Genomic DNA, 12,625 nt, shown 5'->3' on the forward strand with positions numbered 1-12,625 from the left:
AAAATTGATATGAAAGCTATTGAGAAAAGTCTAAACAAGAGTGATTCCCCGTACAATTATGAAAAACTTATTTTTAAGTACAAGGGACTTCCAAGATCTTTAGACAGTATAGAATCTCAGTATCTTTACTATGGAAGGAATTTTAGAATGGATAAAATCATCACCTCGGATGACCGCTTTAAGAGCCTGGCAGAAGCTTTTAAACAAAATAATTTTGAAGACTGTATAAAGCAGGGAAAAGCCTTGTATGGTACAGATCCTACCAATCTCGATATTCTGCTGATTCTTCTCAGAGCTTATGATTCTATCAAAGATGGAAACAATTTTATGCACCACTTGAATCAGTTCCGTTCATTAGCGGATGGAATAAAAAGCTCCGGAGATGGTAAATCTGAAAAAACGGCTTATCTGGTTAATTCCGTGGGAGACGAATATATTTTGCTGAATATTTTGAAAATTGGGCAGGATTACACCAGAGGTTCAAAACCTTCCAAAGACGGAATGTTTGACATCTGGGAAAAAGAAGGGGTTAAAACCTATATCAAAGTACTTTATTTAGATTCATAAATTAATTAATTTAAAAAACACTTAGTGGAGTTATATTATTCATTCTCAGCATTAATCGTATTAGCATCAATATTCGCCTATCTTAACTATAGGTTCCTTAAACTTCCAAGTACCATCGGAATAATGGTTATTGCCATTGTGGTTTCTATTTTCCTGGTATTGTTCGGAGAATCGGTTCTTCCAAGAACCTTCGGACATCTTCATAACCTGATGAACAGTATTGATTTTACAGAGGTTCTGATGGGAGCAATGCTTAATTTTCTTCTTTTTGCAGGAGGAATTCATATTAACATCAATGATCTTAAGGAGCAGTTTAGGCCGGTATTGATATTTTCTACGGCGGGTGTTGTCATTTCCACTTTTGTTGTAGGTTTTGGAATGTTTTACTTACTGCCTTATGTAGGAATTAAACTTCCTTTTATTTTCTGTCTGGTATTTGGAGCATTAATTTCTCCTACGGATCCTGTAGCAGTTCTGAGTGTTCTGAAACAGGCTAAGGTTTCCAAATCACTCGAAACAAAAGTAGCCGGTGAATCTCTTTTCAATGACGGTATGGCGGTTGTAGTCTTTACAGTGGTTTTACAGCTGGCAGTCGGAAAAGAAGTAGATTTAAGTGTTGAAAATATCGGATTGCTTTTGCTTCATGAAGCGGGAGGAGGTATTTTACTTGGGGTTTTACTGGGATGGGTTACTTCCAGGCTGATGCGTGAAGTGGATGATTATATTATTTCCGTACTGGTAACGCTTTCTGTGGTAATGGGTGGTTATCTTATTGCAAGACAAATGCATATTTCCGGTCCGTTGACGATGGTTGCGGCAGGATTATTTATGGGGAATTTTAACAGGAGTTTCAAAATGAAATCTGTTACGCAGGATTATTTGATTAAATTCTGGGAACTGATTGATGAGATCCTGAATGCTGTATTATTCCTGTTTATCGGGTTCGAGCTTTTGATGATTAAAGATCTGAAACACTTTATGATTCCAGGAGTATTAGCCATTGTTGTGGTTTTGTTTGCCCGGTTTATTTCCATCTGGGGACCTACGAAATTCACCTCTTTGAGACGAAGCTTTAGTCCGCAGACCGTAAAAGTACTGGTTTGGGGAGGAATTCGTGGTGGGGTGTCTATCGCACTGGCGATGTCTATTCCTAAAAGCGAATACAGTGAGATCATTCTAAGTATCACATATTGCGTGGTAGTATTCTCTATTATTGTTCAGGGGCTTACTATTGCCAAAGTTGCCAATCCTAATAAGATTGCAAAGGAAGAAGAAGAACAGGAGGCGGTGGTGCTGGAAGACAAAGCGTAATATGTCACACTAACAGCGGTTCAATATGAGTAGTATTGTCAAAGAAATACAGGAGGCATTAGCCGTTTTATCAATTCCCGAGAAAGCTGAATTTTTTCCAAGATTCTTCAAAACCGGAAAGGGAGAATATGGAGAAGGAGATTTATTTTTAGGAGTGACGGTTCCGGATCAAAGGTCTGTAGCTAAAGAATACTATTCAAAAATCAACTTAAAGGAATTAAGCGAGCTGTTGGCTTCGGAATATCACGAACACAGGCTCACGGCTCTCTTTATGCTGATTTTAAAGTTTGAAAAAACAAAAGATCAGGCAATGAAAGATGAAATAGTGGTTTTTTATCTTCACCATCTTCCCTATGTTAACAATTGGGATCTGGTGGACTCAAGCTGCTATAAAATTCTGGGCAGATATGCCTTCGAAAATCAGAAAGAATACCTTCTGAGAGACCTTTCAGAATCTGAAGAAATGTGGCATAAGAGAATTGCTGTGGTGGGAACTATGCATTACGTAAAAAAAGGATCATTTGATCTTACCAAAGAATTGGTGACCAGAAACCTGAAACATACCCATGATCTGATGCATAAAGCAAACGGATGGTTATTAAGGGAAATGGGGAATAAAAATGAAAGAGAATTAATCAGTTATCTGAATCTGTATTATAAAGAAATGCCGAGAACTTGCCTTCGGTATGCTATTGAAAAGCTGGACGAGGATCTTCGCCAGAATTATTTGAAAGGACAAATCTGAAAAAACGGAAACAATAATAGCATCATTGTATGTCTTAAAAAACTACCTGAAAACAGCTATTTATGTCCAAAAAATCAAAGACTGTAAGGATTTAAGGCCGAAATTGAGTAGTTTTGTTGTCTTAAACCCAAACATGAAAAATATTCTTAAGCTATGTATTCTGTTTTTGCCTTTACTATTGCTGACAAGTTGTTTTGATATTTTAGACAAGATTAATCTAAAAGCTGACGGAACAGGGGAGTATACTATTATTCTTAATGCGAGCAAAAGCAAGACACGACTCGCTTCAATTTCTAAAATGGAAACGATTAATGGAAAAAAAGTTCCCAAGAAGTCAGAAATTGAAAATAAAATCAATGAAGCCACTAAAATTTTCAAAGGAACACCGGGAATCACTAATGTGAAGACTTCGATGGACTTTGATAATTATATCATCAAGCTGAGCTGTAATTTCAAGAAAATTGAAAACATCAATGCCGGGCTAGAGAAGCTGAAAGCTCAGAATATACTGGGTAAAATGATCCCTACACAGATTTACAGTCAGAATCTTGAGAAAAAGGTATTGATGAGAAACAAAGTGAATACATTCAAAACGGATTACGACAAGATGAGTAAAGCCGACAGAGAAGTCTTTAATGGTGCTACATATACTTCTGTAATGCAGTTTGAAAGTGCTGTGAAATCTCAGACCAATACCGCTTATCAGCTTTCTCCAAATAAAAAGGCTGTAAAGATGGACGCTGATATCTTAGATGTAATTCTTCAGAAAAAACAATTACAAAATACAATTCTTTTCCAATAAATTTCTAATATTCAACCATGAAATCTATAGTTTTAAAAATACAGAAAATTATTTTCTTAGTCTTTGGTTTTACCATGGCTTTAGCCCAAAATAGTATGAAAGTTCCGAATGATGTCGTATTTTATATGGAAGTCAATGGGAAGCAACTTAATAACAAAATCAATTGGAATAAACTTAATCCTTTGCTGCACGAGCTAAGTAAAAAGAGCAAAGAAAAGCCTTCATGGACGGATTATTCTAAAACCGGAATTAAATACGATGCTGTTCAGTATCACTATGCCAGTTTTAATGATTCTATCAAGACCTATCATACTCATTTTATCATCGATAATAAAGAAAAATTTCAGGAATTCATTAATTCCGTGAAGAAAAAAGGACAGGAAACATCCCAAAAAAATAATTATTCTTACGTTGATATAGATGATGATATTTTTGTTGCATGGAATGGAAGCCGTGCAGTTCTTAGCATGATCAGCTACACTAAACCCTATAAAGATCTCTGGAACGATGAAGCGGCAACAGTTGCGGACAGTGTTGCCATCGCGGTTGATAGTGCTGTTGTTGACACAGTCTATGCCGAAGAATTGGAAAAGCCGTTTGATTATAAAGATGAAATAAAAATTCTCAAAGAAGATATTAAATACCTGAGAGAAAGCATCAAAGATAATAACACGGAAATTGCAAGAATTCAGAAGGATATCAAATACCTGCAAAAACACCATCAGTATCCTAAAGAAAAAGAGAATGTTTTGAGTCCGGAACCAGAAGTAGAGGAAAATTATGGTCCGGAGTATGATGACTCTGAGTCTGATAAAGCTTACCAAAAAGAACAGGATTCTATCCGCAGAGAGAATTTCAAGATTGTAAAAAAATATGCTGAAGCTCATTTTGACAAATATTTCAGCTCCAACCTGGAAGTGGAAGCTTCTAAAGAAATGTTGACTTTCAAAGATGCGAATTCTGATGTTTTCGTCTATACGGACTACGGAAAAATCGTTAATGATGGAATCTACGGTAAAGCGATGAAACGCTACGATTTTGGACAGGTTTTCCAGAATATGTACAACTCAAACTCTGCTTATAACTTATACTTTGACAAGGATAAAGTAAAGCTGGTGAATAATTACCAGCATAAAAATGCTGAGATGCAAAAAAATATCTCGTCAATTTATAAAGGAAAAAAGAACAGAAAGCTGCTGGACCTTATCAATGAAAAGAGTATCGGGTACTATGCCGTTAATGTAAACGGAGGGAAAGTTTTTGATGCCATATACAGTCTTATTCAGGATTCGGGAGATGCGAAATATAAAAATGAAGTAGAGCTGATCATGGAAACGATGAAAATTGTTTTGGATGAAGAAGCCATTACTAAAATAGCCCCAGGAAACGGAATTTTTGTTTTGAATGAGCTGAAATCGAAAAAAGTAGACTATACTGATTATGAATATGATGAGGACTATAACGAAAAGGAGGTTAAGAAAACCAAAGATGTAGCAGTTCCTAATTTCACGTTTGCATTTGCTACAGAGAATGAAGGCTACTGGAACCGTATTTTCAATGTATTGACAACGAATAAAAAGCTGGCTAAAAACTTCTCGAAAGTAGGAAACTTTTACGCTTTTAAAGACGATAAAAAAGAAGGATATCTTGATCAGTTGTTCTTTATCGTAAAAGATGGTGTGGTCTATCTTACGAGTTCTCAGGATAATATCACCGCTAACAGTCAGTCTGAAGTTTCCAGAAAATGGGCAAAAGATTCATCCAGATATCCTTTGTCGGGAAGGTTGGATCTTCAGAAACTTCTAATCGGTTTAGATAAAGAGTTTAAAAGTCCTTCAGAAAGAAAAACAGTGGATCTGTTTAGAAAAAATGTAGGAGAACTGTATTATAAAACCGAAGTGAAAGGTGAGAGCATACAAACAGAAATGGACTATAATATTAAAAATTCTTCTGAAAACAGTCTGATGTATTTCTTTGATCTGTTTAATGAGATTTTTAAAATAAAAGATTCAGAGAAAAAAACACCGGTATTGTAGATGAATAAAAAGAAAGTTATTGCCCCGTTAATTCTGTTGCTGGCTGTTACCGTTTGTTTTGTACTTTTCTATAAGGACAAGAAGCTCAGGTTCATTCCTGAAAACGCTGATGCAGTGGTTTTAATAGACGTAAAGAATCTGACGAGGCAATATATTTTCAGCCTGATCACGCACCCTTCACAATGGGGTAGTAAAACAAAAGGGAAAACTTCAGCTTCCCTAAAAGATTCGGGAATTAAAATCCCTGATTTTTTACAGATTTTCCACCTTAAAGGCGGGCGGGCTTCAGAATGGTATAGTATCATAGAACTTAAAGACCCGCAGAAATTTACTGCGTTTTTAAAGCAGCAAAAGTTTATCAGTAAAGGAAAGAATATTTTCCAAAAGGATCATGTTTTTCTAAGTATAGAAGGCGAAAACTGTATTGTAGGAACCTCCGGTTCAGGTCTTGGACTCATAAACAAACAGGTTTTTCAGACTTCCTTCAAAAGCATTTTAAATGCAGATCAGTTTATTCAAAATACAGCAGGGAGTATTTCTTTTCTTGCAGGGCAGAAAATCCAAAGTTTTTCCATTGAGCTGAAAGATGATGAAATTGAAATAAAAAATAACTCCAATCCGGAAATAGTCAATGCGGTTGTCTCAAAATTACAACAAGGAAATCATTTTTTAGAAGCAGAATTAAATGCTGACAACATAAAAAACTATACTCATTTTTTTGGTGTAAATAAAGGAGATTCACTACAGATCAACCATGTTAAGGTAACTGCAGATCTTGAGCAGGTAAATGATACCATTATCACGTTTGGTTATGATGATAACTTTAACGAGATTGAAACAAAAGCGTATCAGAAGATTATACAGCCGAACTATATTATTGATTTTCAAAGCCGGGTTCCTGAAAAAACCTGGGAGTATTTTCAAACTAAAAAATGGATCAATGCCCAGAATCAATTCACAGCTATTCCATTTCAGCCCAATAATGCCAGTAGAGATACTGCCGGAATTGTTGTAAGGTCTACCAGAAAACCAATACAGCAGTCTCCAAAACTTGAAAAAAACTATATCTTCATCAGAAACAGTGAAATGCTGTTCTCTTCTTTAAGTACTTTAAGTAAAACTGAAAAAAGAATCATTTCTGATATAGATTATGTCTTTTATGGTAATGAAGCTCAAAATTATTGGGTCAAAGTAAAGGTGAAGAATGGAAAATTACCCTTAATTTTGCGATGGTAAAATCTTTCATCCTAAAAATGACCCTATACTAATGGCTCCATCAGAAGTTCTCTTACTAAAACAGATCACACATTATTTTTTACATCTGGTTTTCCCGGTGTTTATTGCGCTGATTTTTTTTCGTAAAAACTGGAAAAAGGCATATCTTATTATGCTGGCTACGATGCTTGTAGATCTGGATCACCTTTTTGCCAATCCCATATTTGATCCATCAAGAAACAGTATAGGTTTTCATATTTTACATTCCTATTATGCAATTGCAGTATATGTTTTGATGCTGTTTTTTAAAGGGAATGTCAGAATTGCGGCCGTTGGGCTTTTGTTTCATATGCTGACGGATTTTCAGGACTTTACCCTGTGGACTCATTAAAATATCATTAATATTTCCTTTTAACCTTCCGAATTTTATAGATTTTTCGTATTTTGTAATCACTTTATGAGATTCAAAGAACTTTTACATTATACTTATATTTTTCCTGTCCTTACGGTCGGTTACTATTTTTCCGGACTCATGGGAGGTGGTGTTATATATGACATCATTGCGGGGATTTTTCTTATTGGAAGCGTTTTATCGGCAGTACATCATGCCGAGGTTGTCGCTCATAAAGTAGGAGAGCCTTTTGGAAGTATCATTCTGGCTTTATGTATCACCATTATTGAAGTGGCACTCATCATCTCACTGATGGTAGCCGGCGGAGATCAGGCGATCACGCTGGCCAGAGATACCGTTTTTGCCGCAGTAATGCTTATCCTGAATGGGATTTTAGGTATATGTATTCTGGTAGGCGGCGTAAAATACCATGAACAGTTCTTTGCAAGAACTTCTGCCACCACTTACCTGGTGAGTATCGTTTCCATTCTGGTACTGACCCTTGTGCTTCCTAATTTTACTTCCAGTGTGAATGGTCCTTTTTATAATGAAGCACAGCTTATTTTTATTTCCATTGCCTGTCTCGCTATTTACGGAGTATTCCTGATGGTACAGACAGTACGCCATAGAAGCTATTTCATCGTTCCTGATGAGCATCCTGAAGAACATTATATTCCCACATTAACGAAGACATTCATAAGCTTTGCCTTTTTGGTGATTTGTCTTATCATTGTCGTTTTAATGGCAAAAGGACTTTCGAATACTATTGAAGAGATGGTACAGAGCCTGGGAGCTCCAAAGTCTTTGGTAGGGGTAATTATTGCTGCTGTAGTGCTTCTTCCTGAAGGAGTTGCCGCCATACGTGCTGCGAGAGCCAATCAGATACAGTCAAGTTTAAATCTGGCGTTAGGTTCGGCGCTGGCAAGTATAGGGTTGACCATTCCGGCGGTATCAGCGGTATGCATCATGTATGACATCCCATTGGTACTGGGATTGGACAAAAAAGATATTATCCTGCTTTCGTTATCTGTATTTATTGTCATGCTTTCGTTGAGCAGGGGGAAAACAAATATCCTGTACGGAACCGTTCTTTTAGTCAATCTGGCAGCCTATATCTTTACGGTAATTGTTCCTTAAGAAAAGGGAATTCTTTATGGGCAAAGCTCTTCGCTGAAGTTTTATTCCAAACTTGGAATTGTACTAGAGTCTTCTGGCTAATTCCATTTTAAATGCCATTAATTTGGCAATATTTTCAGATTTGTAGATGGCCATGTCGGCATTTTCACCCACAAAGTTTTCTTCAATAGTGGTTCGCCAGAGTTTCAGCCATTGATCAAAGTGTTTTTGTTCCATAGCCTGCAGCTCATTGATGGGGAAATGTACACCCATGGGATTTCCTTTATACGTCATCTGTCCAAAAAGAATAGATTCCCAAAAAGAATACATTTTCGGAAGATGCTGATCCCAATTTACTTTGGCAATATCATTAAAAAAGAATCCAATAGTTTCATCTTTAACAACTTTGGTGTAAAATGAATTGACAAGGTGCTCAATATCTTCTCTTGACTCCAGCTTTTTCATATTTCAAATGTACTGCAAAATCAATTTAAAAATCAAATCATAAGATTGATAAATTTCATGAAAACAATATTTTATCTTTGTACCGAAGTAAAGACGAACAGAAGATTTGCTGATTCAAAAATTCCTGAAGTTCTTTAACTGAGAAAAAATACAGAAAATGACAAGAGGATTCAGAAAAAAAATCCGTCAGAAAAATACGGAAAACAGTGGCTTCGGAAGTAATGCATCAGGAAGATTTATCAATAAAGATGGGCTTCCGAATGTTCAGAGAACCGGGGTGAACGTTTTCAATAGGTTAAGCTGGTATCATACGATGCTGAACCTGTCATCCTTCCGCTTTATTTCCTATCTGGTTGTAGCCTATATCCTGATTAATCTGGTGTTTGCAATGATCTATTATATCATTGGAGTAGAACATCTCACAGGAATAGATAAGAGTGATCCTCTTAACGAATTCATTGACGTATTCTTCTTCAGTTCGCAGACATTTACAACAGTAGGGTATGGGAGAATTGCCCCTGTGGGTTTTATGGCCAGTTTAGTGGCTACTTTCGAGGCTTTTTTAGGATTGCTTACCTTTGCCATCGCTACCGGACTTTTTTACGGGAGATTCTCAAGACCCAGGGCTTATTTAAGATTTTCTGATATTGCTGTCATTGCCCCTTTTCAGGATGCCGCAGCATTGATGTTCAGACTTGCACCATATAAAAACAATGCCCTTACGGATGCTGATGTTATAGTGTCCGCTGCAATTGAAGTGATTGAGAATGGTGTTCCCAAAAGCAATTTTTATAGATTAGAGACCCATTTAAGCAAAATCAATACCCTGGCATTAAACTGGACCGTAGTTCATAAAATAGATGAAAATTCACCGTTTTATGGATTTTCAGAAGAAGATTTTAATGCTACAGATATTGAGCTTATTGTTCAGGTTCGTGCGTTTGATGAAGTTTTCTCCAATACAGTCGTTCAGAGGTCTTCCTATGTGACGGGAGAAATTATATACGGAGCCAGATTTGTTCCCATGTATTATCCGAATAAAGATAATCAGACAACAATTTTAGATCTGGATAAAATTAATGAATATCAAAAGGAAGAACTTACCGCTTCGGTAAGAAATAAAGAATAAATGGACTTAGATTTTTATAAAAAACAGGCTTTACAAAAGCAGAAAGAACATAAAAAGTTTTTGGATGGATTAAAGAAGAAACCTCCCAAAAATCTGGATTATGTTGTTCAGGAAACCCATGAAGAAGTTTTTGAAGAGATAGACTGTTTGCAATGTGCCAATTGCTGTAAAACAACCGGACCTTTATATACTGAAAAGGATATTGAACGTATAGCAAAACACCTGCGAATGAAGCAGGCGGATTTTGAAGCGAAATTTCTGAGAGTGGATGAAGATAACGACAAAGTACTGCAGAATCTTCCATGTTTTTTTCTGAATAATGACAATACCTGCTCTATCTATGAAGTAAGACCGAAAGCCTGCAGAGAATACCCTCATACCGATCGTAAAAAGATTTACCAGATCAATCATCTGATGCTGAAAAATACAGTGATCTGTCCGGCTGCTTTTGAATTTGTGGAAAAAATGATGAAAAACATTACGAAATAGAATATTTTACTAATTCCTCTTAAATAATTATAAAGTACGTTAAATAAGACCTTTATGGATAATTTTATAAATGATGTGTCGTTTAGTTTAAACAATCATTTAAATATTACATTATGAAAAAGTTATTTTTAACGGCAGCGTTTACATTAGTCGGAGTAATCGCAGTATCGGCTCAAACACAAACACAGAAGCCAGCTGAAACTACTACTAGTAACCAAACGACAACTCAAACACAACAACAGAGTCCACAGACTACCACAGACTGGAGCACCTCATCAACAACCAGCGGGCAAAAACAAACAACTACAGCGGATGCTTCTACGGCTACTCCTGCAGCGGATGCTACAGTAAGTACGGGAAGCACTGCGGAAGCGACTAAGCCTGCAGAAGCAACTAAAGAAGAGAAGAAAAGTAAAAAGAAAAAGTAAAACATTTTAGTAAACACCAGAAGGAATCCTGAAATCTAGTATTTCAGGATTTTTTTTGATCAATTTCTATGATTCTGAATGCTACTATCCTTCGGATTAAATCAAGAGGTAAATCCTTTGTAATGGGAAACTGTACCGCTCCTTTCGAAAACTTGTAATTTCCTTCTTTAAAATCCTTCTCAAAAGTTTTTATCCCCTCAGCACCAGGGTAAAAGCCAATATGATTCTTATACGCTGCAAAATAGACCAATGGCTTTCCTTTATATTTGAAAGCCGGCATTTGGTAGCCTATATACTCTTCCAGGTCAGGAGACTGAGCAAGGATGTTTTTTCTCAGTTCCTCTAATTTCTCCTGAGTTTCTTCCGGAAACAGCAGGAAATATTCGTTGGTATTTTTGAAGGTATTTGTCATAAAATAAAAATAAAAAAAGTGCTGCATATAGCAGCACTTTCTCCTTTCACTTTTTACTTTTTTCCCATTATCCCGGGAACAGGCTGTATCAAAAAAGGTCGGGATTTTTTCCCAACCTTATATTTTTATGTTATACAACTCCCTGAGCCAACATTGCTTCTGCTACTTTTACGAAGCCGGCAATATTTGCACCTTTTACGTAGTTTACATAACCGTCTTCGTCTTTTCCGTAGTCTCTACAAGCTTTGTGGATACCGATCATGATCTCCTTTAATCTTGCGTCTACTTCTTCAGAAGTCCAGTTTAAACGGATAGAGTTCTGAGTCATCTCCAGTCCTGAGGTAGCAACACCTCCAGCGTTGGAAGCCTTACCAGGAGAGAATAATACTTTATTATCAAGGAAATAGTTGATGGCATCCAGTGTAGAAGGCATGTTAGCTGCTTCAGTTACACAAAGACATCCGCTTTCAACCAATTTCTTAGCGTCTTCTAAATCTAATTCATTCTGAGTTGCAGAAGGGAAGGCAACATCACACTTGATGTCCCAAGGACGTTTCCCAGCGTGGAATTCAGCAGAAGGATATTTTTTAGCATAGTCTTCAGCTCTGTTGTTTCCTGAAGATCTTAATTCTAATAAATAATCAATTTTTTCTCCGCTAATACCGTCTTTATCATAGATGTATCCGTCCGGTCCTGAGATAGTTACTACTTTAGCACCCAGTTCAGTTGCTTTTTTGATAACTCCCCAAGCTACGTTTCCGAAACCTGATACCGTTACTGTTTTACCTTTGAAATCTTGTCCAATCGTCTTAAGCATCTGCTCAGCGAAGTATACTACACCATATCCGGTAGCTTCAGGACGGATCAATGAACCTCCGTAAGCAAGACCTTTTCCGGTAAGAACTCCTGTAAATTCGTTTCTAACTTTCTTATATTGTCCGAATAGGTATCCGATTTCTCTTGCTCCTACACCGATATCTCCAGCAGGTACATCCGTTTCAGGACCAATGTGCTTACATAACTCTGTCATGAAAGCCTGGCAGAAACGCATTACTTCCATATCAGATTTACCTTGTGGATCAAAATCTGAACCTCCTTTACCACCACCCATTGGAAGGGTTGTTAATGAGTTTTTGAATACCTGCTCGAAAGCTAAGAATTTAAGAACAGATAAGTTAACTGTAGGATGGAAACGAATTCCCCCTTTGTATGGTCCAATAGCAGAGTTCATTTGAATTCTGAAACCTCTGTTAACCTGGATCTCTCCTTTGTCATCAACCCATGGAACTCTGAAAATAATGATTCTTTCAGCTTCAGCCATTCTTTCAAGCAGCTTCATTCCGGTATATTCTTTTTTGGTAGCAATGAACGGAATTACTGTTACGGCAACTTCTTTTACAGCCTGTAAAAATTCCGGTTCGTTAGGATTTTTTGCTTCAATTTTTGCAATAAACTCTTGGATTTTCTGGTCAATATTATATTGTTCCATATATTAAGGTTGAATATTATTGTCAACAAA

Annotated in this window: 14 protein-coding genes; 11 read left to right on the forward strand and 3 right to left on the reverse strand. The window is 36.6% G+C overall.

Features of this window, described 5'->3' with window-relative positions:
• Window positions 1-9 precede the first annotated feature (9 nt).
• The 8 genes from JML65_RS19795 to JML65_RS19830 all read left to right on the forward strand — a co-directional run bounded on the left by JML65_RS19795 (window position 10) and on the right by JML65_RS19830 (window position 8,204).
• The gene (locus JML65_RS19795; RefSeq protein ID WP_237390943.1) at window positions 10-567 is read left to right on the forward strand and encodes a DUF4919 domain-containing protein; all 558 of its coding nucleotides are present in this window, start codon (window positions 10-12) and stop codon (window positions 565-567) included.
• 24 nt (window positions 568-591) lie between these two features.
• Window positions 592-1,878, forward strand: a complete 1,287-nt coding sequence (locus JML65_RS19800) for a cation:proton antiporter (RefSeq protein WP_047484576.1) — start codon at window positions 592-594, stop codon at window positions 1,876-1,878.
• Window positions 1,879-1,903: 25 nt separating this feature from the next.
• Window positions 1,904-2,623 (forward strand): DNA alkylation repair protein, encoded by a 720-nt coding sequence (locus JML65_RS19805; protein WP_047484578.1) that lies wholly within the window; start codon window positions 1,904-1,906, stop codon window positions 2,621-2,623.
• 133 nt (window positions 2,624-2,756) lie between these two features.
• Window positions 2,757-3,425 (forward strand): hypothetical protein, encoded by a 669-nt coding sequence (locus JML65_RS19810; protein WP_202271823.1) that lies wholly within the window; start codon window positions 2,757-2,759, stop codon window positions 3,423-3,425.
• Window positions 3,426-3,442: 17 nt separating this feature from the next.
• The gene (locus tag JML65_RS19815) at window positions 3,443-5,461 is read left to right on the forward strand and encodes a hypothetical protein (RefSeq protein WP_202271824.1); all 2,019 of its coding nucleotides are present in this window, start codon (window positions 3,443-3,445) and stop codon (window positions 5,459-5,461) included.
• Window positions 5,462-6,697: a hypothetical protein gene (locus tag JML65_RS19820; protein WP_202271825.1), complete on the forward strand. Its 1,236-nt coding sequence runs from the start codon at window positions 5,462-5,464 to the stop codon at window positions 6,695-6,697.
• Window positions 6,698-6,728: 31 nt separating this feature from the next.
• Window positions 6,729-7,067 (forward strand): DUF6122 family protein, encoded by a 339-nt coding sequence (locus JML65_RS19825; protein WP_202271826.1) that lies wholly within the window; start codon window positions 6,729-6,731, stop codon window positions 7,065-7,067.
• 66 nt (window positions 7,068-7,133) lie between these two features.
• Entirely contained in the window at window positions 7,134-8,204 is a 1,071-nt protein-coding gene (locus JML65_RS19830) for a calcium:proton antiporter (protein ID WP_047484586.1), read from the forward strand.
• Between the two features lie 63 nt (window positions 8,205-8,267).
• Here JML65_RS19830 and JML65_RS19835 read toward each other — a convergent pair whose 3' ends face one another.
• A complete protein-coding gene (locus JML65_RS19835; protein ID WP_047484588.1) occupies window positions 8,268-8,648 on the reverse strand; it encodes a group III truncated hemoglobin in 381 nt (126 codons plus the stop codon).
• A 157-nt stretch (window positions 8,649-8,805) separates the two neighbouring features.
• Here JML65_RS19835 and JML65_RS19840 point away from each other — a divergent pair, with 157 nt between their 5' ends.
• The 3 genes from JML65_RS19840 to JML65_RS19850 all read left to right on the forward strand — a co-directional run bounded on the left by JML65_RS19840 (window position 8,806) and on the right by JML65_RS19850 (window position 10,694).
• Window positions 8,806-9,777: an ion channel gene (locus JML65_RS19840; protein WP_047484590.1), complete on the forward strand. Its 972-nt coding sequence runs from the start codon at window positions 8,806-8,808 to the stop codon at window positions 9,775-9,777.
• Entirely contained in the window at window positions 9,778-10,266 is a 489-nt protein-coding gene (locus JML65_RS19845) for a YkgJ family cysteine cluster protein (protein WP_047484592.1), read from the forward strand. It abuts the gene before it with no gap.
• Window positions 10,267-10,379: 113 nt separating this feature from the next.
• Window positions 10,380-10,694, forward strand: a complete 315-nt coding sequence (locus tag JML65_RS19850) for a hypothetical protein (protein ID WP_047484594.1) — start codon at window positions 10,380-10,382, stop codon at window positions 10,692-10,694.
• A 43-nt stretch (window positions 10,695-10,737) separates the two neighbouring features.
• On the opposite strand, the gene JML65_RS19855 is transcribed toward JML65_RS19850, so the two are convergent.
• Both JML65_RS19855 and gdhA read right to left on the reverse strand, forming a co-directional pair.
• Window positions 10,738-11,106, reverse strand: coding sequence for an iron chaperone (locus JML65_RS19855; protein ID WP_047484596.1), 369 nt, complete (start codon window positions 11,104-11,106; stop codon window positions 10,738-10,740).
• Window positions 11,107-11,236: 130 nt separating this feature from the next.
• Window positions 11,237-12,595 carry an NADP-specific glutamate dehydrogenase gene (gene gdhA / locus JML65_RS19860; RefSeq protein WP_047484598.1) on the reverse strand — a complete coding sequence of 453 codons (1,359 nt, stop codon included), beginning with the start codon at window positions 12,593-12,595 and terminating at the stop codon, window positions 11,237-11,239.
• Between the last annotated feature and the right edge of the window lie 30 nt (window positions 12,596-12,625).

The organism is Chryseobacterium sp. KMC2, assembly GCF_016756935.1.
Taxonomy (GTDB): domain Bacteria; phylum Bacteroidota; class Bacteroidia; order Flavobacteriales; family Weeksellaceae; genus Chryseobacterium; species Chryseobacterium rhizosphaerae.

Bases quoted from the DNA above. Each gene is read 5' to 3' on its own strand.
- JML65_RS19855 (WP_047484596.1), bottom strand. From the start codon at position 11,106: ATGACAAATACCTTCAAAAATACCAACGAATATTTCCTGCTGTTTCCG.
- JML65_RS19845 (WP_047484592.1), top strand. From the start codon at position 9,778: ATGGACTTAGATTTTTATAAAAAACAGGCTTTACAAAAGCAGAAAGAA.
- JML65_RS19850 (WP_047484594.1), top strand. From the start codon at position 10,380: ATGAAAAAGTTATTTTTAACGGCAGCGTTTACATTAGTCGGAGTAATC.
- JML65_RS19840 (WP_047484590.1), top strand. From the start codon at position 8,806: ATGACAAGAGGATTCAGAAAAAAAATCCGTCAGAAAAATACGGAAAAC.
- JML65_RS19805 (WP_047484578.1), top strand. From the start codon at position 1,904: ATGAGTAGTATTGTCAAAGAAATACAGGAGGCATTAGCCGTTTTATCA.
- JML65_RS19825 (WP_202271826.1), top strand. From the start codon at position 6,729: ATGGCTCCATCAGAAGTTCTCTTACTAAAACAGATCACACATTATTTT.
- JML65_RS19835 (WP_047484588.1), bottom strand. From the start codon at position 8,648: ATGAAAAAGCTGGAGTCAAGAGAAGATATTGAGCACCTTGTCAATTCA.
- JML65_RS19820 (WP_202271825.1), top strand. From the start codon at position 5,462: ATGAATAAAAAGAAAGTTATTGCCCCGTTAATTCTGTTGCTGGCTGTT.
- JML65_RS19810 (WP_202271823.1), top strand. From the start codon at position 2,757: ATGAAAAATATTCTTAAGCTATGTATTCTGTTTTTGCCTTTACTATTG.
- JML65_RS19830 (WP_047484586.1), top strand. From the start codon at position 7,134: ATGAGATTCAAAGAACTTTTACATTATACTTATATTTTTCCTGTCCTT.
- JML65_RS19815 (WP_202271824.1), top strand. From the start codon at position 3,443: ATGAAATCTATAGTTTTAAAAATACAGAAAATTATTTTCTTAGTCTTT.
- gdhA (WP_047484598.1), bottom strand. From the start codon at position 12,595: ATGGAACAATATAATATTGACCAGAAAATCCAAGAGTTTATTGCAAAA.
- JML65_RS19795 (WP_237390943.1), top strand. From the start codon at position 10: ATGAAAGCTATTGAGAAAAGTCTAAACAAGAGTGATTCCCCGTACAAT.